The organism is Pseudoroseomonas ludipueritiae (assembly GCF_014490445.1).
GTDB lineage: Bacteria > Pseudomonadota > Alphaproteobacteria > Acetobacterales > Acetobacteraceae > Pseudoroseomonas > Pseudoroseomonas ludipueritiae.
The window spans coordinates 22,814-42,866 of the sequence record NZ_JACTUZ010000012.1; the positions used below are offsets into that span (position 1 = coordinate 22,814).

Consider the following 20,053-nt stretch of genomic DNA (forward strand, 5'->3'; position numbering starts at 1 on the left):
TTCCACGGAGCCATGCCCCATGGACACTCATACTCGCCAATATCCCGTCACCTTCACCGATGCCGAGTGGCGCCAGCGCCTGACGCCCGAGCAATACCAGGTGATGCGCCAGCACGGCACGGAGCGCCCCGGCACCTGCGCGCTGCTGCATGAGAAGCGGCAGGGCACCTTCTCCTGCGTCGGCTGCGGCCAGCCGCTCTTCACCAATGGCCGCAAGTTCGAGAGCGGCACCGGCTGGCCTTCCTTCGACGAGCCGCTGGAAGGCGCGGTGGAGACCACGATCGACCGCAGCTACGGCATGGTGCGGACCGAGGTGCATTGCTCCCGCTGCGGCAGCCACCTCGGCCATGTCTTTCCGGACGGCCCGCCACCCACCCACAACCGCTACTGCATCAATGGCGTGGCGATGGATTTCACCCCCGCCTGACGCCCTGGCCCGCGCCGTAGATCCGGCGTGGGCCAAGCCCGAGGCATGACGCAGCGGCATGCGAGCCGCCCGCTGCGTCCTGTCATGCCCTGGCGCGGACGGCGCTATCGTGTTTCCTCAGGCACCCGCGCAAGAGGAAACCAGCCATATGACATTCCTGATCTCCACCGCCCGGCTGGAAGCGATGCTGCGGGAAGACGCTCCCTACGGCGACCTGACCACCCAGGCCCTGGATATCGGCGAGACGCGGGGTCAGGCGGTGCTGCGCGCCGGCGCCACCATGACGCTCTGCTGCGCCGAGGAAGCCGAGGCGCTGTTCCGCCTCGCCGGCTGCACCGATGTGCATCGCGTCGCCGCTTCCGGTGGGTTGCTGGAGGAGGGCGGCACCATCCTGACCGCCGAGGGGCCGGCCGCCGCGCTGCATCTGGCCGCCAAGGCGGCGCAGGCTTTGATGGAGACAGCCTCCAGCGTCGCCAGCCGCGCCGCCCGAATCCGCGGCGAGGCCCGCAGCGCGCGGCCGGATATCGTGGTGGCCTGCACCCGCCGGCACCTGCCCGGCGTCAAGGACGTGATGCTGAAGGCCATCATGACCGGCGGCTGCATCCCGCACCGCCTGGGGCTTTCGGACAGCCTGCTGGTCTCCGCCCAGCACCGTGCCTTCCTGGGGCGGGAGCCGGCGCATCGCTGGGTGTCCCGCCTGCGTGCCGCGCAGCCGGCCCGCCGGCTGGTGGTCGAAGCCTATAGCGTGGATGAGGCGGTGCTGCTGGCCCATGCCGGCGTCGATACCGTGCAATGCGACCGGCTGCCGCCGGAGCAATTCGCCGAGGTGGCCCGTGCCCTGACGGACCATCCCGACCGCCCCGTGCTGGCCGCGGCGGGCGACATCCATGAAGGCAATGCCGCCGCCTATGCGCGGGCGGGGGCCGATGTCCTCGTCACCTCCGCCCCCTATGCGGCACCGCCGCTGGAGGTAAAGGTGTCGATGGACCGGCTGGGCTGAGGCCCGGCCGTCAGGCGCCCTGGCGGGGGCGGAACAACCGCCCGCCCTCGGCAAAGAACACCACCGCCAGCGCGGCCAGGCCGCAGGTGGCGAAGCCCACCATCAGCGGCCCCGTGGTGCCGTTGAACTGCTGGCCGATGAAGAAGCCGATCAGCGCGCCGCCCACGGTGGTGACGAAGCCCTGCACCGCCGAGGCTGTGCCGGCGATATGCCCCAGCGGTTCCATGGCCATGGAGCCGAAATTGGGGCCGGTCAGGCCGAAGCAGAACATCATCCCCGCCTGCAGCAACGCAAAGCTCCAGAGGTTCTCATGCCCGGAGAGCGCGACCCCCGCATGCACCAGCGCGAAGGCGATATAGCCCAGCAGCGCGGCATGGGAGATGCGGCGCGTGCCGAAGCGCCCCACCAGCCTGGCGTTCAGCACCGAGGCCACGGCCATGGCGATGGCGACGGCCGCGAAGATGGTGGTGAAGAGTTCCGGCGCCTGGAAGGTATCGGCGAAGACCTGCTGCGCGGAGTTGATGAAGCCGAAGAGGCTGCCCAGCATCAGCGTCATGGCCAGCATGTAGCCCACCGCGACGCGGTCGCTGAGCACGAAGCGGAAGGCGGCCAGGATGCGGCCGGGCGCGATGGGCAGCCGGTCCTCCGGATGCAGCGTCTCGGGCAGGCGGCTGAGCGCCCAGAGGCTGACCGCCCCGCCGAAGACCGCCAGGAAGAGGAAGATGAAGGGCCAGGGCGCCACCAGCATGATCAGCTGCCCCAGCGTCGGCGCCACCACCGGCACCGCCAGGAAGACGATGAAGGCGAGCGACATCACCTGCGCCATCTTCCGCCCCGCGTAGCAGTCCCGCACGATGGAGACCGCCAGCACCCGGGTGCTGGCCGCGCCGATGCCCTGCAGCACGCGGGCCGCCATCATGGTCTCGAAGCTGCCGCTGAACATCGCGATCAGGCTGGCCAGCGTATAGATGCCGAAGCCGGCCAGCAGCACCGGCTTGCGGCCGTAGCGGTCGGCCAGCGGGCCATAGAAGATCTGCGCCGCGCCGAAGCCCAGCAGGTAGGCGGTGATGATCCATTGCCGCTGGTTGTCGGTGGCGACGCCCAGCGCATGGCCGATCTCGGGCAGTGCCGGCAGCATGGAATCGATGGCCAGGGCATTGGTCATCATCATGGCGGCGATAATCGTCACGAATTCCCGGAAGCCCATGCCGGGATGCGGCACGGCGGTCTTGAGCCGGGGGGGCGCGGTGGCCCCGTCCATGTTTGCCATATGCCTGTTCCTGTTCTGTCGCGGCCGTCTCTACTGCACCTGCCGGGAGGAGGTAAGCGGCCGCGGGGCGGGACAGGGCTGCTGCCGGGCTCAGGCCCCGTCACATCATGGCGCGCTGTCCAGCCGGTTCTCGAAGACCACGAAGAAGGGCGGCTTGTCCCAGGGCGGTGGCAGGGCATGGCCGGCGGGGTCGGCCGGGAAACGACGCAGCACCACCGCATCCAGCACATTGCCGCCGATGGCCTGCACCACCCCACCGCCGGAGGCCACCACAACGTCGCAATGCATGGGACGGAACTGCCCGGCCTCGGCCAGCTTGTCCTGCCAGTGGTAGAGCGGCGCGGACGAGCGGTCGGCGCAGATCAGGTCCCCTGGGCGAGGTGCGTATTCGGAGGGGTCGTGGGGGCGGAAGGGGGCGCCCTCCGGGTAGCTGGCCCAGCCGGCCAGCAGCGCGTCGATATAGGTGGAATGCGCGGCCGAGGGCGGGAAGACGAAGCCCGGCACCCCCGCCCGCTGCATGACGTAGCTGACGAAAGCCGCTGACCAGGCTGGATAGGCCCAGAGCGAGATGGAAGGCAGGGCGGCAGGTGGCGCGCCTTCCGGCAGCATCTCCGTCAGCCCCGCCAGCAGGGCGTCATGCGTGTCCTGGTGGCGGCGGATGACTCCGGGTCCTTCCGGCACCGATTCCCAATAGGTGAGGATACTGGAATAGTTCTCCGGCGCCGCCTGAACCGGCAGGGCCTCTGGCCAGCCATCCACCGTCAGGCGGCCCCAGCGGTCCCACTCCGTGAGCGCGGCGCGCACCAGGGCGGCGCTTTGCGTCGCCGGCGGGACGGAGGCCGGCGGCACCACAGGTGGCGGAGGTGGCGAGGCGCAGCCCGCCAGCAGTGCCGCCCCGGCCATCGCCAGGGCCAGCCCCTTCCTCATCCATCCGCGCATCAGGTCCGCTCCGCCTCGGTTGCGGAAGCTTCAACGCGGCAGAAGGCTTTGCGTCACACAGGATGTCCGTCCTGGTGCAAGGCATCGCGCTCGGCGGCTTCGCGGATCACCGCCTCCGTCTCCTGGCTCAGCGCCTGCCCGGCCTGGCGCGGGCGGGTCAGCGGCTTCGGCACCATGCGGTTGCCATGCATCAGGGCCCGCGCGGCCTCCCGCTCCCCGAGCCCTTCCAGTTCCAGCCGGGCACGGTCGCGGCGGCGGATATCGGCCTCGATCTCGCCCAGCGCCTCTTCCTCCACGCCAAGCTGGCGCAGGGTGGCGGTGCCGAAGGCCAGGGCGGATTCCAGGGTCTCGCGCATGTGGAAATCGACGCCCGCCTTCAGCAGCGCCAGCACATGCGGGCGGTCATAGGCCCGGGCCATCACCGGTGTCAGCGGGAACTCGGCCTTCAGCAGCCGCACGATGGCGGTGGTGGTCTCCGGCCGGTCGGTGCAGACCAGAACGGCGCGGGCATGGCCGGCGCCGCTGGCATGCAGCACGTCCAGCCGCCGCCCGTCGCCATAATAGACCTTGAAGCCGAAGCCGGCGGCGGCGCGGATCATCTCCGTGTCGGATTCGATGATGGTGATGTCGATGCCCCGCGCCAGCAGCGCCTGGCTCGCCACCTGCCCGAAGCGGCCGAAGCCGATCATCAGCACATGGTCGCGCACGGCGCCGATCCGCTCGGCGCCTTCCACACCCTCCAGATCCGGCGCCGCGGCGGGCTCCGGCAGCAGGCGCATGGCCGCCACCACCAAGGGCGTCAGCGCCATGGACAGCACCACCACCGCCGTCAGCACCGCGTTCACCCGGGGCTCGAAGATTCCGGCGGCGGTGGCGGCGGCGTAGAGCACGAAGGCGAATTCGCCGCCCTGGCCCATCAGGGCCGCGCGGTGCAGCGCCTCCCGCGTGCCGGCGCAGGTCATGCGCGCGACGATCAGGATGCCGGCGGATTTCACCGCCATCATCACCACCACGCCGGCCAGGATGATCTGCCAGTCCCGCCCCACCAGCGCCACGTCCAGCGACATGCCAACGCCCATGAAGAACAGGCCCAGCAGGATGCCGCGAAAGGGCTCGATATCCGTCTCCAACTGCCGCCGGAACGGGCTCTCGGAAAGCATGACCCCGGCGGCGAAGGCGCCCATGGCCATGGAGAGCCCGCCCGCCTGCATGGCCAGGGCGGCGCCCAGCACCACCAGCAGGGCGGCGCCGGTCATCACCTCCCGCGCCCCGGCATTGGCCAGCACGGAGAAGACCGGCGTCAGCAGCCAGTGGCTGACCGCCACCAGCGCGGCGATGGCCGCCACGGCGATGCCGGCCGTCACCCATTGCGAGGCATCGCTGCCGCCCGAGGGCACCGGCGCCAGCACCGCCACCACAGCCAGCAGCGGCACGATGGCCAGGTCCTCCAGCAGCAGGATGGAGACGATGCGCTGGCCTGCCAGGGTGCTGGTTTCCCCGCGTTCCTCCAGGATCTGCATGACGATGGCGGTGGAGGAGAGCACAAAGCCCATGGCGGCCAGAAAGGCCATGGACAGCGGAAAGCCCAGCAGCCAGCCCAGCGCCGTCAGCAAGCCGCCGCAGGCCGCCACCTGCGTCAGGCCCGAGCCGAAGATATCCCGCCGCATGCCCCAGAGCCGCGAGGGCTGCATCTCCAGCCCGATGACGAAGAGGAACATGACCACGCCCAGTTCCGCGACGTGCAGCACGGCCTGCGGGTCCTGGAAGAAGCGCAGCCCGAAGGGGCCGATGGCCAGCCCCGCCGCCAGATAGCCCAGCACCGAGCCCAGCCCCAGCCGGCGGAACAAGGGCACCGCCACCACCCCGGCGGCCAGCACCACCACTGCCTGCACCAGATCGCTACCATGCTCGGCCGCCATGCCGTCTCCGCCTCTCGTCTGCGCGGCCAGGATAGCCACCGCCTCGTGGAAGGCCGCCTCACGGTGGCTTGAGCGTCACGGAAGGCACAACCCTTCGCCGCCGGCGACGTTGGATGCGGAAGGCTGGCAGACGTGGAGGAACGCCGTGGCGAACCATCGTGCGCGCAGGTGGCTGCTCTGGCTCGGCATTCCGGTGCTGGCCATTGGCCTGTTCCTGCTGCTGTTCCGGTGGGACTGGCTGATCCCCATCGTCGAGCCGCGCGCTTCCGCCGCCCTGGGCCGGGAGGTGACGCTGGAGCATCTGCATGTGAAGCTCGGCCGCACCGTGGTGGTGACGGCCGATGGGGTCGTGGTCGGCAACCCCGAGGGCTTCACCGACCCCACGCCCTTCGCGCGGGTGGAACGGCTCTCCGCCGCCATCAATGTCTGGGACTGGTGGAAGGGGCGGGGCCTGGTGCTGCCCTGGATCGAGGCCAAGAAGCCCATCCTGAACGTGCGCGCCATGCCGGATGGCCGCGCCAACTATGTTTTCGACACCGGCAGCAGCGACACGCCAGCCGACCCGAACGCGCAGCCGGCGCAGGAGCCGCAGATTGGCGCGCTGCGCATCCATGATGGCCAGGGCAAGGTGGTGCTGCCGCAGTTGCGCGCCGATTTCGACCTGCGCATGTCCACGGAGGGTGACGAGAAGCGTGAGGCGGAGACGGCCGCTGAGGCCGAGCCGGAGCCAGTCTCCACCATGGTGATCGCCGAGAACGGCCTGCCGCTGCCGCCGCCCCCAGCGCCCGAGCCGCCGGGCGAGGGAATGCCGGACATGCTGCCGCAACTGGCGGCCGAGCCTTCCCGTATCGTGGTCGGCGCCGAGGGCACCTATGCCGGCCAGCCCATCAAGGCACGGCTGGTGGGCGGCGGCCTGCTCTCGCTGCGGGAGGCGGAGAAGCCCTGGCCGGTGCAACTGCGGGTGGACAACGGCCCCACCAGCGTCTCCCTGCAGGGCACCTTGCAGGACCCCATCCACTTCAAGGGCGCGGCGCTGCAACTGGTGCTGGCGGGACCTGACATGGGCCTGCTGACGCCGTTGACCGGCGTGCCCATTCCCCAGACGCCGCGCTACCGCGTGGCCGGCGCGCTGGACTACACGGCCGAGCGCATCCGCTTCAGCGACATCAAGGGCACCGTCGGCCGCAGCGACCTGAATGGCGAGGTTGCCGTGTTGCCTCGCCGCGAAAGGCCGGATGTCACGGTGAACCTGACGTCACGCCTGGTGGACCTGGATGACCTGGCCGGCTTCATCGGTGAGGAGCCGGGCGAGAAGGCTCCCGCCAAGCCCAGCGAGCGCGTATTGCCCGACACACCGGTCAATATGCCGAAGCTGACCGCCGCCGATGTGCATGTGAAATACCGCGCCAATTCGATCCGCGGCGGTCGCCAGCAGCCGCTGGACAATCTGCGCGCCGAGTTCGACGTCGTGGAAGGCAATGTGGAGCTGCACCCGATTTCCTTCGGTGTCGGGCGCGGGCAGATGCTGTTCACGGGCAAGCTTTCCCCGGTGAATGGCGGCGGGCTGCGGGCGGATGTGAAGGCGGAGTTCCAGCGCCTCGACATCTCCAAGCTGATGCAGGCGGCGGGCTCGGAGGGCGGCGGCGCGCTCACCGGGCGAGCGGAACTGCGGGCCACCGGCAAATCCCTGGCGCAGCTGCTGGGCACCGGCGATGGGCGGATCACGCTGACCACCTCGGGCGGCAATCTCTCGGCGCTGCTGGTGGATCTGTCAGGGCTGCGGATCGCCAATGCCGTCCTCTCGGCGCTTGGCATCCCGAGCCGTACCTCGCTGCAATGCTTCATCGCCGACTTCCGGCTGCAGGATGGCGTGCTGAACACGCAATCCGCCATCATCGACACCGATGAGGCGATCATTGTCGGCGATGGCAGCGTGAACCTGGGGCGGGAGCAGATCGCCTACCGGCTGCGGACCCAGTCGCGCGATTTCACCATCGGTGCCCTGTCCACCGACATCCGCATCGGTGGCACGTTTCGCGACCCGAGCGTGCTGCCGGACCCGGTGGAGCTGGGCGCGCGGGGCGGCGCCGCCGTGGCGCTGGGCTTCCTGAACCCGCTGCTGGCCATTCTGCCCACCATCCAGTTCGGCACGGATGAGGACAGCGGCTGCAAGTCGCTCGCCAGCCGCGCGGGCGGCCGGCGGTAAGGCGATGCCCCGGGGCCTGGGCCCCGGGGCGGTCCGGTTATTCCACCTGGATCTTCGCGTTGCGCGCCACATCGCCCCAGCGCTTGGTCTCGCTGGCGATGAAGGTGCGGAACTCCTCCGGCGTGTTGCCGATGGGGGTGATGCCCAGCTCGCGGAAGCGGGCGGCGACGGTGTCGGACTTCAGCGCCGCCACGGCCTCCTTGTTCAGCCGCGCCACGATCTCCGGCGGCGTGCCGGCGGGGGCGAAGAAGCCATGCCAAGACAGGCTCTCGAAGCCCGGCACCGTCTCGGCGATGGCGGGGATATCGGGCGCCGTCTGGCTGCGCGTGGCGGAGGTCACGCCCAGGATGCGGATCTTGCCTTCCTTGGCGAAAGGCCAGGCGGAGGAGAAGTTGTCGAAGGCCAGCGGCAACTCGCCGCTCAGCAGCGCCGTCATGATCTGGCCGCTGCCGCGGTAGGGCACATGCTCCATCTCCGTGCCCGTGAGCTGGGAGAAGAGCGCGCCGGCCAGATGGATGGAGGTGCCGACGCCGGAGGAGCCGTAGTTGTACTTGCCCGGGTTCGCCTTCAGCAGCGTGATCAGCTCCTGGATGTTCTTCGCGGGCAGGTCGTTGGTCACGGCCAGCGCATTCGGCTGGGCCGCGAGCTGGGTGATCGGCGCGAAGTCCTTCAGGTTGTCGTAAGGCATCTTCACGAAGATCGATGGATTGATCGCGTGGCTGCTGATGGTGCCGAGGCAGATGGTATAGCCATCCGGCGTGGCGCGGGCGCAGGCCTCGCTGCCGATATTGCCGCCGGCGCCCGGGCGGCTTTCCACCACCAGCGGCTGGCCCAGCGTCTCGCTCATCTTCTGGCCGACGAGGCGCGCCACGGTATCCGACGTGCCGGCCGAGAAGGGCACGATCACGCGGATCGGCTGGGTCGGGTAGGCGCGGTTCTGCGCCGCCGCGGGCGAGGCGGCCCAGGGCGCCGCCAGCGTCAGCATGGCTGCGGCCAGGGCCGCGCGCGGGAAGAGCTTGCTCATTCCATTCCTCCTTGTGGCAGTGCGTTGGCCGCCCGCCGGTTCAGTTATTCAGGCACGTCATCCGGCGGCGGCACCGCCGGCACGTCTCAGCCACCCGCTTCCTCTGGAAAGGCCACGGCCAGGGACCGGAGGGCATGCGCGCGCATCAGGGCTTCCGCCGCCTCGGCTTCGCCACCGGCGATGGCGTCGAGGATGGCGGCGTGTTCGTCCAGCGCCTGGGGCGGCTCGTTCTTCGCCGCCAGGGCCCGGGCACGGCCAATATGGTCATAGGCGCCCAGCGCGTTCAGGCTGCGGATCAGGAAGCTGTTTCCGCCGATGGCATGCAGAGTGTCGTGGAAGGCCTCGTTCGCCCGCCGCAGCACCGCCGGATCTCCCAGCGTCGTGGCGGCACGCATGGCGGAAAGGCGGCAGCGCAGGGCGGTGACATCGGCGGGCTTGGCGCGCCGGGCGGCCAGCCCGGCGGCGGCGCCTTCCAGGGCGGCGCGGATGCGCCCCATCTCCACCAGCCGGGCGGTATCCAGCGGCGCGACGAAGGAGCCGCTGCGGGGGCGGGTTTCCACCATGCCCTCGGCTTCCAGTTGGCGCAGGGCTTCCCGCACCGGCTGGGCCGAAATGCCCAGGGCGGCGGCAAGGCTCCGTTCCGACAGCTTGGCACCGGAAGTCAGGAGGCCGTCCACGATGGCTTCCCGCAGCCGCTCATAGGCACGGTCGGCCAGGGGGCGGAGATCGTCTTCCGCTGGCAGCGGGTTCAGCGCGAGCGGGGCGGGGACAGGAGCCATCTCATCTGCCATAGCAGAGCTCGCATTGGGGCGGCAAGCACCTAGCCTGTGCCGAGGCCCAGCCGCCCCAGCCCCGGCAGCTTCAGCGCCGGCCGCCGCAGATCCAGCCCCGCCACGGCGCCCAGGATATTGACCTCGATACCCTCCACCCAGGCCATGGTCAGCCCGCCATAGCCCGCCAGCGTCAGCCGGAAGCCGGTGCCGGAAGGCGTGCCGCGCAGCCAGCGGCCGTCATAGGGGTAATCCTTGCCGATGGCGGTGGGCGGCAGCGCCAGCTTCACCTCCGGCAACCCGTCCAGCACAGCGGCGACGAAGGTGTTGGAATTGGGGCCGGGCCAGGCCTGGTAGTCGCCCCGGCTCCGGAAGGCATAGCCTTCGATCGCCTGCCGCACGCGCGGGATCAGCGCCTCCGCCGCCGCGCCATCGGCCGAGAAGACGGTCTCCGGCACGTGGCCGAACCAGCGGCCATCGGGCTCGAAGCCGTTCATGCGGATTGGCTCGCCCCAGGCGGTGTAGTCGTAGCGGGTGTAGTGCGCGGCGCCCTCCGGCTTGAAAACGATCCAGCAATGCACGGCGAAGATGCCCCGCCATCGCACCGTCTGGGCGGCGAAGACACGCAGCACCGCCGGGCGGTGCGTCGCCGGCGCCGGCAACAGCCCGGCGGAGGAGCGGTCGGCGGTCTGCCAGCCAGCGCCCTGGCCCTTGTGCCAATAAAGCGCGGCGGAAATGCACAGCGGCAGGATGAAGAACAGCAGGAAGAGCCCGAGGGCATATTTGAGCAGGGTCGGCATCCGGCAGAGATTGTTCCGCTTTCGTCGAAGGCAATGCTGATGCAGATCAAGGAAGGCTTTGGCCAAGCTTTCTAAGCTCCCTCCCGGGCGGCCCAGGCTGCCTGAAAGAGAGAGTTTTCCGTGAACCAGATTCTTCGTAGCCTTTCCGCCGCCGCGGCCTTCTCCTGCCTCGCGGCCCTTCCCCTGGCTAACACCGCCACGGCCCAGGAGCCGGTGCGCGGCAAGCAGGCCGGCGACCTCGTGCTCGGCCTCGGCGTCATCGGTGTGCTGCCGGATTCGGGCGGGCGGGTGGATGCCATCGGCGGCAAGCCGAATGCGAGCGACAGTGCCTCGCCGCAGTTGGACCTCACCTGGTTCGCCACGCCCAACCTGTCCCTTAACCTGATCGCCGCCACCACCCGCCACGACGTGCATGTGAATGGCTCGGCTTTGGGCGAGGTGGACCTCGGCCGGGTCTGGGCGCTGCCGCCGACGCTGACGCTGCAGTTCCATCCCTTTCCGCAGGCGCGCGTCAGCCCCTATGTCGGCGCCGGCATCAACTACACCTTCTTCTACTCCGAGGGCGGCCGCCGCACCCCACCGGTGGAGAAGGTGGATGTGAAGAACAGCTGGGGCTGGGCGCTGAATGCTGGCGTGGATATCGAGGTGGCGCCGCGCTGGGCGGTGAATTTCGACGTCAAGAAGCTGTTCCTGCGGCCGGATGTCTCGGTCAACAGCGGCGCCATCGGGGCGCGGGCCGATCTGGACCCCTGGATCGTCGGCGCGGGCGTGCGTTACCGCTTCTGACTTGACCCATCTCAAGGCGCGGGGCCTGGCATCGGGGAGAATGACGGCATGACCGACGCCCCGATGCCCTCCCGCGACCTGCTCGCCCTGGCCGAGGCCAGGGTGCCCCGCTACACCAGCTACCCCACCGCCGCGCAGTTCGGCGCGCTGGAGGAAGCCACCTACCGCGAATGGCTGCGGGAGGGCATCGGCGCGGCGGACCCGCTTTCGCTCTACCTGCATGTGCCCTTCTGCCGCGACCTTTGCTGGTATTGCGCCTGCCACGCCAAGCCGACGCGGTCGGACGCACGCGTCGCCGCCTACGGTGCCGCGCTGCGGGCGGAACTGGACCTGCTGGCGGCGGCGCTGCCGGCGCATGGCGGCATCTCCCACCTGCATTTCGGCGGCGGCACGCCATCCATCCTGAAGGCGGAGGGGCTGGGCCTGCTGCTGGCCGCCATCCGCGCCCGCATCGGCATCCGCCCCGGCGCCGAGCTGGCCATCGAGCTGGACCCCCGGCTGATGGACGAGGCCCTGGTGGAAGGGCTGGGCGCGCTGGGCTTCACCCGTGCCAGCCTCGGCGTGCAGGACATCGCGCCGGAGGTGCAGGCGCGCATCGGCCGTCCGCAGCCCGCCGAGATGGTGCGCGTGGGGGTGGAGCGGCTGCGGCGCGCCGGCATCACCGGCATCAACCTGGATCTGATGTATGGCCTGCCGGCGCAGACCGTGGCGCATGTGGAAGCCAGCGCGCGCTTCGCGGCGGAGCTGCGGGTGCCGCGCATCGCGGTCTTCGGCTATGCCCATGTGGCCTGGATGAAGCCGCACCAGAAGGCGATCGACGCCAGCCTGCTGCCCGGCGCCTCGGCGCGCATGGAGCAGGCGGAGGCTGCCGAGGCGGTGTTGCGTGCCGCCGGATACGTGGCCCTGGGCCTCGACCACTTCGCGCTGCCGGAGGACCCGCTGGCCATCGCGGCGGACGAGGGTCGGCTGCGCCGCAACTTCCAGGGCTATACGACCGATACGGCGCCGGCGCTGCTGGGGCTGGGCGCATCCTCCATCGGCGCGCTGCGCGGCGGCTTCGCGCAGAACATCGCCGATGAGCGCCGCTATGCCGAGGCCGTGGCGGCCGGACGCCTGCCGGTGGCGCGCGGCGTCGCCACCACGGAGGAGGACCGGCTGCGCGCCGGGCTCATCGAGCGGCTGATGTGCGACTTCGCACTGGATCTCTGCGCCGTGCCGGATGTCATGCTGGTGGATGCCATGGCGCGCCTGGGGCCGCTGGAGCGTGACGGGCTGGTGCGGCTGGATGGCGCGCATCTGCTGGTGCCGCCGGCCGGGCGGCGCTTCGTGCGGCAGGTGGCGGCCTGCTTCGATGCCTATTGGCAGCCGGCCGCGCAGCGCCACTCGGCGGCCGTCTAGCCTGCGGCGATAATCCGGTGCACGGCCGCGATGTGGTCGTGCATCCGTGCCTGCGCCGCCGCCGCCTCGCCACCCGCGATGGCGGCGACGATGCCTTCATGCTCCGCGAAGGAGGGGTGGCCGGGGGGTGGGCCCTCCGGCTGCGGGCGCGGGCGGTTCCAGGTCAGCACGCGGCGGATGGCGGCGAGCTGGTCGAACAGATGCAGCAGCAGCGGATTGCCGGCGGCGGCGGCAATCTCCCGGTGCAGCCGGGCATCCTGGCCCTCGTAGCCGCGCCAGGAGAGGCCGGGGCGGCGGGAAGCCTCCATGGCGGCGCGCATCGCTTCCACCTGCGCCGGGGTGGCGTGGCGCGCCGCCAGCGCCGCCAGTTGCGGCTCCAGCACCAGCCGCGCCCGCAGCATGTCGTCCGCCCCGGCCTGCCGCGCCAGCTGCGCCACGTCGCCAATGGCCGCCAGCGGCCTCGCGCCCAGGAAGGTGCCCTTGCCGACATGACGCCAGAGCTGCCCTTCCGCCTCCAGCGTCGCCAGAGCCTTGCGGAGTTCGGCACGGGAGACGCCCAGCGCCTCCGCCAGCTCGCGCTCCGGCGGCAGACGGCCGGAATCGGGCAGGGGAGTGCTGGCGAGATAGGCTTGCAGCAGCGTCAGCACCGGCGTGCCATCCAGGCCGGGTTCAGGTTCCATGGGGCATTGCCATAGGCGGGCTTTCGACGTCGCGCCAGCGGCTTGACGGCCTTCGGGCACGGGCGTAACCAATTCCCCGATTGGTTCAGGAGAGACCACCATGCGCTACGTCATCGAGCCCGCGCCCGAGACCACCATCCCCGTCACTGGCGAGGAAGGCGTCTTCCCGGTGCGGCGCATCTGGTGCGTTGGCCGCAACTATGCCGATCATGCGCGTGAGATGGGCCATGACCCGGACCGCGAGCCGCCCTTCTTCTTCTCCAAGCCCGCCAATGCCGCGGTGCCCGGTGGCACGCTGCCTTTCCCTGGCCAGACCAAGGACCTGCACCACGAGGTTGAGCTGGTGGCGGCCATCGGCAAGGGCGGCAAGGACATCCCGGCCGAGCGGGCGCTGGAGCATGTCTATGGCTATGCCATCGGCCTGGACATGACGCGCCGCGACATCCAGGCGGAAGCCAAGAAGCTTGGCCGCCCCTGGGAACTCTCCAAGGGCTTCGACCAGTCCTGCCCGATCAGCCCGATCGTGCCGGCGGCGCGCATCGGCCATCCGAGCCAGGGCAAGATCGAGATCACGGTCAACGGCAAGGTGCAGCAGACCGGCGACATGAACCAGATGATCTGGTCGCTGCCCGAGGCCATCGCCTATCTCTCCCGCTACGTGGAGCTGCTGCCGGGCGACCTGATCATGACCGGCACCCCCGCCGGCGTCAGCGCCGTGAAGCCAGGCGACACCATGCATGGCTATTGCGAGGGCGTGGGTGAGGTGACGGTCACCTACACCGCCTGAGGCTCCTGTCCTCCGCAAGGCTGGCCGTGCTGCATTGTGCATTGCAGCAATGGCTGGCCGGAGGGAACCTGGGGCTCCTTGCGCTGTAGGGGCCCTTGCCATGTCCATCTCCATCACCGGATGCCGGCCATGACCGGCGCCATCACCGCCCTTCTTGCTTGCCAGTTGATCGGCGAGGTCCTGGCGCGCGTGCTGCACCTGCCCGTGCCGGGGCCGGTGATCGGCATGGTGCTGCTCTTCCTCGCCCTGCTGCTGCGCCACCCGGGTGGCGAGACGCCGGAGGCCCTGGGCAAGGTGGCGGATACGCTGCTGGGCAATCTCGGCCTGCTTTTCGTGCCGGCGGGCGTGGGCGTGGTGGTTCTGCTGCACACCCTGGCGGAGAACTGGCTGTCGCTGGCCTTGGCCATCATCGGCGGCACGCTGCTCGCCATGGCTGTGACCGGACGGCTGGCGCAGGCCCTGCTGCGCCGGTGGGGCTGAGGCGCCATGCCGGACGATCTCGCTTCTATCTGGGTGTATCTGGCGCGGGAGCCCCTGTCCGCTCTGACTTTGACGTTGCTGGCCTGGCTCGCGGCGCTGCGGCTGCACCGGATGGCGCGCTACCACCCGCTGGCCAATCCCGTGCTGATCGCGGTGCTGATCCTGGCGCTGGGGCTGATGGCCGCGGGCATCGAATACCGCGCTTACTTCCAGGGCGCGCAATTCGTTCATTTCCTGCTGGGCCCGGCCACGGTGGCGCTGGCCATTCCGCTGCACCGGCAATGGCACGGGCTGCGCAACGCCATGGCGCCGGCGGTGATTTCCATTCTCCTTGGCGGCATGCTGGCGGCGGCGCTGGGGGTCGGCATCGCCGCGGCGCTGGGCTCGCCGGCCGAGATCGTTGCCTCCCTGGCGCCGCGCTCGGTCACCACGCCTGTGGCCATGGGCATAGCCGAGCGGCTGGGCGGGCTGCCCTCGCTGACCGCCGTGGTGGTGCTCTGCTCCGGTGCGGTGGGCGCCGTGCTGGGGCCGATGGCCATGGACTGGGCCGGAATCCGTGACTGGCGGGCGCGGGGGCTGGCCATCGGCACCGCCGCGCATGGCATCGGCACGGCGCGCGCGCTTTCGGTCAATATGCAGGCGGGGGTGTTCAGCGGGCTCGCAATGGGGCTGAATGCGGTGCTGACAGCGCTGTGGCTGCCCTTTCTGTGGAGCCTGCTGCGCTCCCTCGGTTGAAAGACGGAGACCGGATGCGCATCGCCTTCTTCAGCACCAAGTCCTACGATCGCCAGAGCTTCGACGAAGCCAACCGCGATTACGGCCACGAGATCGGCTATTTCGAGCCGCACCTGGATGCGGTGACAGCCAGCCTCGCCGCCGGCTGGCCCGCCGTCTGCGCCTTTGTCAACGACCGCCTGAATGCCGCAGCCCTGGCCGTGCTGGCGGAAGGCGGCACGCGGCTGGTGGCCATGCGTTGCGCCGGCTTCAACAACGTGGATCTCGCGGCGGCGGAGAAACTGGGCATCGCCGTGGTGCGGGTGCCGGCCTATTCGCCGGAAGCGGTCTCCGAATTCACCATCGGGCTGATGCTGGCGCTGGACCGTAAGATCCACCGTGCCTGGGCGCGGGTGCGGGAGAACAACTTCTCCCTCGATGGGCTGCTGGGCCTGGGGTTGCATGGCCGGGTGGCGGGGGTGGTCGGCACCGGCCGCATCGGCGGGCTGGTGGCACGGGCGCTGCGGCTGGGCTTCGGTTGCGAGGTGCTGGCGACCGACCGGGTCGAGGACCCCGCCCTGATCGCCGCTGGCGTTCGCTACGTGCCGGTGGAGCAACTCATGGCGGAAGCCGACATCGTCACCCTCCATTGCCCGCTGACGCCGGGGACGCATCACCTGGTCAATGCCGCCAGCCTTGCCACGGTGCGGCCGGGCTTCCAGCTGATCAACACCAGCCGGGGCGCATTGGTGGATGCCGATGCGCTGATCGATGCGCTGAAATCCGGCCGCATCGGCGGCGTCGCGCTGGATGTCTATGAACAGGAAGGCGACCTGTTCTTCGAGGACCTCTCCAACGAGATCATTCAGGACGATGTGTTCCAGCGCCTGCTGACCTTCCCCAATGTGCTTGTCACGGGGCACCAGGCCTTCCTGACCCGGCCGGCCTTGCAGGCCATCGCGCGCACGACCCTGCAATCCGCCACGGATTTCGCCGTGGGCAGGCCGCTGCCCAACCGCCTCGGCACCTCTGGCTGAGCCATGCAACCCGGCGCGCCGGCGGCCGTTGCTCCGCCGGCCACCGAATGGTCACGATGCGGCCTTGCCGCCGCCAGGGACGGGAGTGAAACCACCAGGCATGGACCAGGCCGCCTCCTTTCGCGCGGCATCTCCCCTGCTGCGGCCGGGCGAGAATTGCTGGCGCATCGCCCGCGCTGACCGCGCGGCGGTGATCGTGGATGCCGATGAGTATTTCCGTGTCGCGCGCGCGGCCATGCTCACGGCCCGGCGCCGCATCATGCTGGTGGGCTGGGACTTCGACGCACGCATCCGGCTGGGGCAGGCGGGCGCGGGCGACGATGCGCCGGAAAAGCTGGGCGATTTCATCCTCTGGCTGGTGAAGCGCCGGCCGGAGCTGGAGGTCTTTCTGCTGCGCTGGGACCTGGGCGCGGTGAACACGCTGTTCCGCGGCACCACCATCCTGACCCTGGCGCGCTGGATGTGGCACAAGCATATCACCGCGCGGCTGGATGGCACGCACCCCACCGGCGCCTCCCATCACCAGAAGATCGTGGTGCTGGACGACAGCCTCGCCTTCTGCGGCGGCATCGACATGACCAGCGACCGCTGGGACACCCGCCAGCACCTGGACCACGACCCCGGCCGCCGCCGCCCCAGCGGCCGCCCCTACAAGCCCTGGCACGATGCCACCATGGCGCTGGAAGGCGAGGCCGCGCGCGCCATCGGGCAGGTGGCGCGCGACCGGTGGCGTGCCGCCGGCGGGCGGGAACTACAGCCGGTGGAAACCTGCACCGATTGCTGGCCGGAGACGCTGGCGCCGCAATTCGAGAATGTGGATGTCGCCATCGCCCGCACCTATCCGCAGATGCCGGATGTGGAGCCGATCCATGAGATCGAGCGCCTCTACCTGGACCTGATCGGCAGCGCCAGGCGCTTCATCTATGCGGAAAGCCAGTATTTCGCTTCCCGCCGCATCGCTGAGGCCATCGCGCGCCGGTTGGCGGAGCCTGACGGGCCAGAGATCGTGCTGGTCAATCCCGTCACTGCCCAGGGATGGCTGGAGCCAGTGGCGATGGACACCGCCCGCGCCCGGCTGCACGAGGCGCTGCGGCGGGCCGACACCCATGGGCGCTTCCGGCTCTATCATCCCTTCACCACCGGGGGCGAGCCCATCTACGTTCATGCCAAGATCATGATCGTGGATGACCGCGTGCTGCGGGTCGGCTCCTCCAACATGAACAACCGCTCCCTGCGGCTGGACACGGAATGCGACGTGGCGATCGATGCCGGCGAGCCCTGCGACCCGGAGCTTTCCGCCCGGATCCGCCGCTTCCGCCATTCGCTACTGGCGGAGCACCTGGGTGTGGAGGAGGCGGAGGTGGCGCGGCGGATGGAGCGGGAAGGTTCGCTGGTCCGCACCATCGAGGGGCTGCGGGGCACGGGGCGCTCCCTGCGCCCTTATGAAGAGCCGGACCTCAATGCCGTCGAGCAATGGCTGGCGGACCATGAGGTCCTGGACCCAGAGGGACCGGAGGAGATGTTCGAGGCGCTCAGCCGCCGCGGCCTGTTCCGTGGCGGCCGGTTGCGGCGCCTGCTGCGCCGCAACTCGTGAGGCGCCGCCTCAGAAGTCGGACAGCAGCCGCCCGAAGCCCTGCATCTGGTCCTTGATGCCATTGGCGCGCAGCGCGTGCCAGTAGGTGGCGGTATTGATCGCCACCACCGGCTTGCCGAGCCACATCTCGGCCGCCGCCGCCAGCCGCACCATGGAGAGATTGGTGCCGACCTGCACGATGGCATCCACATCGTCGCCATCAAGCTGCCGCAGCACGCCGCGCAGCGTTTCCTCCGTCACCTCGGCGATGGCTGTCCAGGACTGGCACTGCAGGCAGGTCTCGCGCACGGTCTCGAAGCCCATGTCGCCGAAATACTGCTTCACCTCGGCATTGATCACCGGCCAGTAGGGCGAGAGGAAAGCGATCTTTCTGACACCGCCATAGGCATTCAGGGCAGCGGCGCAGGCATGGCTGCCGACGCTGATCTTCACGCCGGCCTCGTCCTCCACCTTCTTCACGAAGGCATCGGCCCCCTTGGCGCCATCGAAGAAGGTGACGGCGGACATGCCCATGACGAGGTAGTCGGGCTTGCAGGTCATGACGCTGCGGACGGCATCCAGCACATTGCCGGCGATCACCTCCGTGCCGGCGCGGGAGCTTTCGTTGCTAACGGCATTGGCATTGGGCGTGAAGATGCGAGAATAGTGGTTGGTGACGCCCATCGGACGCATGGCGTCGAAATCGGGCTGCACGATGGTGTTGGTGGAGGGGCCAAGCACACCGAACTTGGCGCGCCAGCCTTGGACGTCAGGCATCACCGTTTCCTTCACTTGCGTCGCCGGCTGGCCAAACCCGCCGGTGCCGGGCATGGTGGCGCATCATGCCGCGGTGGGGAAGCCATTCCATGAATGAGCCATTTCATCCTGTGAAACCGGAGGCTGTTGGCCTCAGCGGCGAAAGGTTGTCGCGCGTCGATGCTTGGCGGGAGGCACTGATCCGCGATGGCAAGCTGACCGGGGCCACCACGCTGGTGATGCGGCGCGGGCAGGTGGCGCATCTGGGCTGCTCCGGCCTCGCGGACATGGAGCGCGGTGCGGCGATGACGCCGGAAAGCATCCTGCGCATCTATTCCATGACCAAGCCGCTCACCAGCGTCGCCATCATGATGCTCTATGAGGAAGGCCGGTTCCAGCTGGACGACCCGATCACCCGCTTCCTGCCCTGCTTCCGGGACATGCGGGTCTTCACCGGCGGCAGCCGCGGCTCCTACGAGTCGGTGCCGGCGGAACGCGACATCACCTTCCGGGACCTGCTGACGCATACCGCTGGCCTGACCTATGGCTTCATGCAGTCCACGCTGGTGGATGCCATGTACCGCGAGCAGGGCGTGGATTTCCAGACCTCCGACCGCAGCCTGGCGGAGGTGGTGGAACTCGCCGCCTCGCTCCCCTTGCTGGCGCAGCCCGGGCGGGCCTGGAACTATTCCATCGCCACCGATGTGCTCGGGCATCTTGTTGCCGTCATCTCCGGCCAGGATTTCGGGGATTTCATGCGGCAGCGGATCATCGCGCCGCTGGGCATGACGGACACCGATTTCCATCTGCCGGAACAGAAGCTCTCCCGCTTCGCGGCCTGTTACGCGCGGGGTCAGGACGGGCGCCCCGTGCTGATGGACGATCCACGCGATAGCCGCTTCGGTGCGCCGCGCGCCATCTGCTCCGGCGGAGGCGGCCTGCTTTCCACGGTGTGGGATTATGCGCGCTTCTGCCGCTTTCTCCTGAACAAAGGGGAGCTGGATGGCGTGCGGCTGCTTGGCCGCAAGACGGTGGAACTGATGATGAGCAACCACCTCGACGGCGACATGGCCGCCATGGGCCAGTCGCGCTTTTCCGAAAGCACCTATACGGGCATCGGCTTTGGCCTTGGCTTTTCCGTCATGCTCGACCCGGCGCGGGCGCAGATCCTCGGCACGCCGGGGGAATGCGCCTGGGGCGGCGCGGCCAGCACGGCCTTCTGGGTGGACCCGGTGGAAGACATGGCGGTGATCCTGCTGACACAGCTCATGCCATCCTCCACCTACCCGCTGCGTCGGGAATTGCGCGTGCTGACCTACCAGGCAATCACGGACTAGTTCGGCCCACTTCCTGGAAAATGGCCGACTGACCCAGAAGCGCGGGACCCTGAGGAACAATTCAGCGGCGGAACGTTGCCCGCGATCCTGACAAAGGCTCTGGCCGCACAGTAAACTTCAGGTAACATTTCGGAAGGAACGATCAGGAAT

The 20,053-nt window shown here is 69.5% G+C and carries 19 protein-coding genes; 11 read left to right on the plus strand and 8 right to left on the minus strand.

Translation table 11 applies throughout. The annotated features are described in order from the left end of the window. The first annotated feature begins 19 nt into the window (after positions 1-19). Both msrB and modD read left to right on the plus strand, forming a co-directional pair. A complete protein-coding gene (gene msrB, locus IBL25_RS05565; RefSeq protein ID WP_187777565.1) occupies positions 20-427 on the plus strand; it encodes a peptide-methionine (R)-S-oxide reductase MsrB in 408 nt (135 codons plus the stop codon). A gap of 148 nt (positions 428-575) precedes the next feature. Beyond that, positions 576-1,427 carry a ModD protein gene (modD, locus tag IBL25_RS05570; RefSeq protein ID WP_187777566.1) on the plus strand — a complete coding sequence of 284 codons (852 nt, stop codon included), beginning with the start codon at positions 576-578 and terminating at the stop codon, positions 1,425-1,427. Positions 1,428-1,437: 10 nt separating this feature from the next. Here the strand turns inward: modD and IBL25_RS05575 are convergent, their stop codons facing one another. The 3 genes from IBL25_RS05575 to IBL25_RS05585 form a co-directional block, all read right to left on the minus strand. Next, positions 1,438-2,697 carry a multidrug effflux MFS transporter gene (locus tag IBL25_RS05575; protein WP_238940239.1) on the minus strand — a complete coding sequence of 420 codons (1,260 nt, stop codon included), beginning with the start codon at positions 2,695-2,697 and terminating at the stop codon, positions 1,438-1,440. A 105-nt stretch (positions 2,698-2,802) separates the two neighbouring features. Beyond that, complete coding sequence (locus tag IBL25_RS26835; RefSeq protein WP_238940240.1) at positions 2,803-3,636, minus strand: DUF2272 domain-containing protein; 834 nt, start codon at positions 3,634-3,636, stop codon at positions 2,803-2,805. 53 nt (positions 3,637-3,689) lie between these two features. After that, positions 3,690-5,555: a monovalent cation:proton antiporter-2 (CPA2) family protein gene (locus IBL25_RS05585; RefSeq protein ID WP_187777567.1), complete on the minus strand. Its 1,866-nt coding sequence runs from the start codon at positions 5,553-5,555 to the stop codon at positions 3,690-3,692. Between the two features lie 145 nt (positions 5,556-5,700). Between IBL25_RS05585 and IBL25_RS05590 the strand changes: the two genes are divergently transcribed. Further along, on the plus strand, positions 5,701-7,761 hold the full coding sequence (locus IBL25_RS05590; protein WP_367615564.1) for an AsmA family protein: 2,061 nt from the start codon (positions 5,701-5,703) through the stop codon (positions 7,759-7,761). 37 nt (positions 7,762-7,798) lie between these two features. Here IBL25_RS05590 and IBL25_RS05595 read toward each other — a convergent pair whose 3' ends face one another. From IBL25_RS05595 to IBL25_RS05605, 3 genes are all read right to left on the minus strand, one after another. Further along, positions 7,799-8,785 (minus strand): Bug family tripartite tricarboxylate transporter substrate binding protein, encoded by a 987-nt coding sequence (locus tag IBL25_RS05595; protein ID WP_187777568.1) that lies wholly within the window; start codon positions 8,783-8,785, stop codon positions 7,799-7,801. Positions 8,786-8,871: 86 nt separating this feature from the next. Further along, the gene (locus IBL25_RS05600; protein WP_187777569.1) at positions 8,872-9,564 is read right to left on the minus strand and encodes a GntR family transcriptional regulator; all 693 of its coding nucleotides are present in this window, start codon (positions 9,562-9,564) and stop codon (positions 8,872-8,874) included. 41 nt (positions 9,565-9,605) lie between these two features. Continuing rightward, positions 9,606-10,355, minus strand: a complete 750-nt coding sequence (locus IBL25_RS05605) for a DUF3750 domain-containing protein (protein ID WP_187777570.1) — start codon at positions 10,353-10,355, stop codon at positions 9,606-9,608. 120 nt (positions 10,356-10,475) lie between these two features. Between IBL25_RS05605 and IBL25_RS05610 the strand changes: the two genes are divergently transcribed. Both IBL25_RS05610 and hemN read left to right on the plus strand, forming a co-directional pair. Continuing rightward, on the plus strand, positions 10,476-11,141 hold the full coding sequence (locus IBL25_RS05610) for an OmpW/AlkL family protein (RefSeq protein WP_367615565.1): 666 nt from the start codon (positions 10,476-10,478) through the stop codon (positions 11,139-11,141). Positions 11,142-11,189: 48 nt separating this feature from the next. Continuing rightward, a complete protein-coding gene (gene hemN, locus IBL25_RS05615) occupies positions 11,190-12,539 on the plus strand; it encodes an oxygen-independent coproporphyrinogen III oxidase (RefSeq protein WP_187777571.1) in 1,350 nt (449 codons plus the stop codon). Here the strand turns inward: hemN and IBL25_RS05620 are convergent. Further along, positions 12,536-13,219, minus strand: a complete 684-nt coding sequence (locus IBL25_RS05620) for a FadR/GntR family transcriptional regulator (protein ID WP_187777572.1) — start codon at positions 13,217-13,219, stop codon at positions 12,536-12,538. The two genes, hemN and IBL25_RS05620, sit on opposite strands and share 4 nt — an antisense overlap. A 100-nt stretch (positions 13,220-13,319) precedes the next feature. Here IBL25_RS05620 and IBL25_RS05625 point away from each other — a divergent pair, with 100 nt between their 5' ends. The 5 genes from IBL25_RS05625 (at position 13,320) to IBL25_RS05645 (ending at position 17,831) form a co-directional block, all read left to right on the plus strand. Then, positions 13,320-14,006, plus strand: a complete 687-nt coding sequence (locus IBL25_RS05625) for a fumarylacetoacetate hydrolase family protein (RefSeq protein WP_187777573.1) — start codon at positions 13,320-13,322, stop codon at positions 14,004-14,006. A gap of 129 nt (positions 14,007-14,135) precedes the next feature. Beyond that, positions 14,136-14,486 carry a CidA/LrgA family protein gene (locus IBL25_RS05630; RefSeq protein WP_187777574.1) on the plus strand — a complete coding sequence of 117 codons (351 nt, stop codon included), beginning with the start codon at positions 14,136-14,138 and terminating at the stop codon, positions 14,484-14,486. Between the two features lie 6 nt (positions 14,487-14,492). Then, a complete protein-coding gene (locus IBL25_RS05635) occupies positions 14,493-15,221 on the plus strand; it encodes an LrgB family protein (RefSeq protein WP_187777575.1) in 729 nt (242 codons plus the stop codon). Positions 15,222-15,235: 14 nt separating this feature from the next. Further along, entirely contained in the window at positions 15,236-16,237 is a 1,002-nt protein-coding gene (locus IBL25_RS05640) for a 2-hydroxyacid dehydrogenase (RefSeq protein WP_187777576.1), read from the plus strand. 100 nt (positions 16,238-16,337) lie between these two features. After that, a complete protein-coding gene (locus IBL25_RS05645; protein WP_187777577.1) occupies positions 16,338-17,831 on the plus strand; it encodes a phospholipase D-like domain-containing protein in 1,494 nt (497 codons plus the stop codon). 9 nt (positions 17,832-17,840) lie between these two features. On the opposite strand, the gene IBL25_RS05650 is transcribed toward IBL25_RS05645, so the two are convergent. After that, the gene (locus IBL25_RS05650; RefSeq protein ID WP_187777578.1) at positions 17,841-18,587 is read right to left on the minus strand and encodes a maleate cis-trans isomerase family protein; all 747 of its coding nucleotides are present in this window, start codon (positions 18,585-18,587) and stop codon (positions 17,841-17,843) included. A 146-nt stretch (positions 18,588-18,733) separates the two neighbouring features. Between IBL25_RS05650 and IBL25_RS05655 the strand changes: the two genes are divergently transcribed. Beyond that, positions 18,734-19,903, plus strand: coding sequence for a serine hydrolase domain-containing protein (locus IBL25_RS05655; protein ID WP_238940241.1), 1,170 nt, complete (start codon positions 18,734-18,736; stop codon positions 19,901-19,903). The last annotated feature ends 150 nt before the right edge of the window (positions 19,904-20,053 follow it).